This is a genomic window from Glycocaulis sp., from assembly GCF_052168375.1.
In the GTDB taxonomy this organism is placed as follows: Bacteria; Pseudomonadota; Alphaproteobacteria; order Caulobacterales; family Maricaulaceae; genus Glycocaulis.
In genome coordinates, this window is the sequence record NZ_JBQLZR010000030.1 from 1 (window position 1) to 3,312 (window position 3,312).

Consider the following 3,312-nt stretch of genomic DNA (forward strand, 5'->3'; position numbering starts at 1 on the left):
CGCCCAGTCCGTGCCATCGATTTCATCGGTCTGGCTGAAGCGCTGGCTGTCCCATTCCTCGTCGATCAGGTGATCGACCACGCGTGCGGTGCGAGGCCCGCCGGGCAACGCGAAACCGGTCGTGAACACGCCGCCGGCATAAAGCTGGTTTTCAGAATGGATGCAGTGTGCAGCGGTCGCGATGACGTTCGGCGCGACAAGCGTCGCCGTGCAGGTGCCGCCCCGGTCGGCCTGGATGGTGCCCACCACGCTCCACGGGAACTGCGAGGTGTCCATCATCACCCGGTCATCATTGCCGAAGAAATGGTCGTTGATGGTGAGTGGACGGTGGCGGCCGCCGCAATCGGAGCGGTCGGTACGCGTGGGGCAGCGGCCCGTGCCCTCGCCCGGCTCGTCGCAAATGCCATTGAAGGCGAATTCGCAGCTGTCATTGCGGAAGCGCAGATGGGTGACATCGCCGCAATCGGTCACGTCGGTGCCCTGTGTACAGGCGCCTGTGCCAAAGCCCGGCTCGTCACACTCGCCATCATTGGCCCATTGGCAGCTATCGTCCTCCTGACCGGAGACGATGCGGAAGCAGTCGGAATAGTCGGTATTTGCAGGACACGCGCCGGTGCCGATGCCCGGATCATCGCACTCGCCATCATTGGCGTGGCGGCAGCTATCATCACCGGTATAGCCCGCCGGCCGGACATCGCCGGGGCGCTGGGGCGCAGGCTTCTGGAATTGCTGCAGGATGCGCGCATAGTCACGCGAAGTGAGAATGGTCGGATCCGCCGCCACGGACGTCGCCGCCTGCACACTTTCGGGTTCGTCACCAAATGACCAGATAACCACCGCAGAAATGGCTGACGCTATCGCCAGCGCGCCCAGAAATGCCCGCATCCTTCAACCCCTCTGACCCGTAAACCGGGACGCCCCGCGCCCGTGAGATGGCCAATCGCATGATTGCCGTTCGGCGTCACCTGACCATGCCGGACAGGGCATTTGCAAGCGCAACCTTGTTCAGCTTGGTGAACGCAAGCTGACTGCGGCGGCCAGCGGGCGTTCAGCCAGCCTCTGTCACCTTGCCTGCCATGGATGGAGCCGTGCGTCCCTTGACCGGGATCAGGCTCCGGCAGAGCAAAGGATGACCGACATGTTCAAACCCGCCACCTTCCTGATCGCCGCCAGCCTGGGCCTGGCGGGTCTTGCCACTCTGGCCGCGCCGGCAGAGGCCCAGCGCTGGCAGCAGCCGCGCGGCTGGGCCGGACCTCAAGGGCATTTCGTGGTCAATGCAAACGCGTGTGCACCCTTGCGCCACTACAACCAGCACCGTTCACGCTATCACGCGCAATGGAGCCGGGAGCGCAATTACGTGCTGCGCTGTCATCCGGGCGCCTTCAACTACGTGCCGACGCGCTTTGAACTGCGCCGGGGCCTGACCGGCCAGCGCATTCACGTCAATGAGGCGCGCTGGGATCCGCGCCGCCAGCAATTCTTCGCCGAAACGCGCTGGGGCCGGGTTCCGGTCGAAGTGACCCACGCGCCGGTCTTTATCGGCCGCCGCTAGAGGAAAAGCCGGCCTTCGATGAAGGGGCGTGCGCGGCCTTCCAGCCCGACGCGTCCCTTTGCCGGGGCCGAGCTTCCTGTGCGCAACTGCACCGCGCCCGGCCGGGGGCCGGTCTGGCGCGCGGTCAGCACCTCCCGGCCAAGCCGCTCTGCCCAGAAAGGGCCAAGCGCGCAATGCGCCGAACCGGTGACCGGGTCTTCATCGATACCAATGGACGGCGCAAAGAGGCGCGAGACAAAGTCACTGCCCTCACCGCCCGGCGCCGTCACGCTCCAGAGCGCGTTACTTGCTTTAAGGCGGGCAAGGTCTGGCTGCAGCGCATTGACCGCTCCGGCAGTCTTGTAGACCACCAGATACCAGGGCCAGGGCTCTGCCCGGTCCAGCTCCCACACCTCCACCGGGTCGCCGCCCAGCGCCACCAGCTCGGCGGGGTGCTGGCCAGGGGCTTTGAGCGCAATGGCCGGAAAATCCATCGCATAGAGACCGGGCTCGCCGGTGCGAGCCACACTCATCGGGCCGGAGCGGGTGGAGAAGTGCGCCGCCTGCCCCTTCACATGATCGCCCGACAGAAGCCAGGCACCGGCAGCAAGGGTGGCATGACCGCAAAAATCGACCTCCGCGCCGGGTGTGAACCAGCGCAGTGACCAGTGATCCTCCTTTTCGGGAAGAAGATAGGCGGTTTCGGAAAGATTGTTGGAGCGGGCTATGCCTACAAGCGCATCATCGCCCAGCATGTGGTCGAGCAGGACCACGGCTGCAGGATTGCCGGTGTGCGGCGCATCGCCATCACAAAAAGCGTGCAGCTCGGCAAAGGGCAGCGATGTCATGGACGCGTGGTCTGCGCGCGGGCCGCATCGGCTGGAACCGGCGCCTCGGCATAGCGCACCAGATAGTCCAGCACGTCCTGCGGATTGCGTTCGCGCGCGGTGCGCCATTCGGCCGCCGTGCCGGTATTGATGATCTCGCCGTCCGCACTGGTGATGATGACGGTCGGCACGCCTTCCAGCGCTTCAAGGCCAAAGCGGGCGACCACATCCATGTTATGGTCATAGCGGCCGACATCGACGGCCACGATCTCGTAGTGCTCAGCTACATAGCCGGCGATAGGTTCAAGCTGGAGCATGCCGGCAAATATCCGGCAGTCCGGGCACCAGTTGCCGCCAAATTTCACCAGAACACGGGTGCCGCACTGTTCAGCGCGCACATAGGCGGCATCCAGCTCGGCATGAGCATCGGCCTCGGCGCTGTAGGGTGCCTCCACGGGCACGGCCTCAAGGTCTGACACGTCTATCGTCTCCGCATCGGGTGAGCAGGCGGCAAGGCCTGCCGCAATCATCAGCGAAACACAAGCGGCAGCAAGGCGCATGACCCGTTCCTTTTCCAGTGAAGCGAGAGGTCGAAGCTAATGAGCCTTGCCGGTCATGGCCACCTTCGATCCGGTTAGCTCGCCTGAAGGGCCGGTGCAGAGCCGCTGTTCTCCCCTTTCGGGCGCATTGCATGGGAGAGCTGACGCAGACGGTCGCCTCATTCGTCACCCCCACGCAGGTGGGGACGGGAACGACGAGGGAAGGCGCTCTCAGCTGCGTTTTCCCGGCGCATGCCGGGATCCAGCTCTTTTCCTGGACCCCGACTTCCGTCGGGGAAACGCATGAGGGGATCGGCCCCAAACACCTCCAACCCCACCCGGTTCCGGAGTGAGGTTTTGGCAACGGATGGCGCGGGCGGCCATGAAAAGACCGGACGCGAACGTTCAAACGGGC

At 64.8% G+C, this 3,312-nt stretch carries 4 protein-coding genes; 1 reads left to right on the forward strand and 3 read right to left on the reverse strand.

From position 1 onward, the window contains the following. The coding region (locus tag ACTS2Z_RS01180) for a trypsin-like serine peptidase (RefSeq protein WP_442571405.1) at window positions 1-885 on the reverse strand (885 nt) is incomplete at its 3' end. A gap of 253 nt (window positions 886-1,138) precedes the next feature. Here ACTS2Z_RS01180 and ACTS2Z_RS01185 point away from each other — a divergent pair. Continuing rightward, a complete protein-coding gene (locus tag ACTS2Z_RS01185) occupies window positions 1,139-1,552 on the forward strand; it encodes a hypothetical protein (RefSeq protein ID WP_442571406.1) in 414 nt (137 codons plus the stop codon). On the opposite strand, the gene ACTS2Z_RS01190 is transcribed toward ACTS2Z_RS01185, so the two are convergent. Together ACTS2Z_RS01190 and ACTS2Z_RS01195 are read right to left on the reverse strand one after the other, a co-directional pair. After that, complete coding sequence (locus ACTS2Z_RS01190; protein ID WP_442571407.1) at window positions 1,549-2,379, reverse strand: PhzF family phenazine biosynthesis protein; 831 nt, start codon at window positions 2,377-2,379, stop codon at window positions 1,549-1,551. The genes ACTS2Z_RS01185 and ACTS2Z_RS01190 overlap by 4 nt on opposite strands. Further along, on the reverse strand, window positions 2,376-2,918 hold the full coding sequence (locus tag ACTS2Z_RS01195; protein ID WP_442571408.1) for a thioredoxin family protein: 543 nt from the start codon (window positions 2,916-2,918) through the stop codon (window positions 2,376-2,378). The genes ACTS2Z_RS01190 and ACTS2Z_RS01195 overlap by 4 nt, the downstream gene beginning before the upstream one ends. Window positions 2,919-3,312 lie beyond the last annotated feature (394 nt).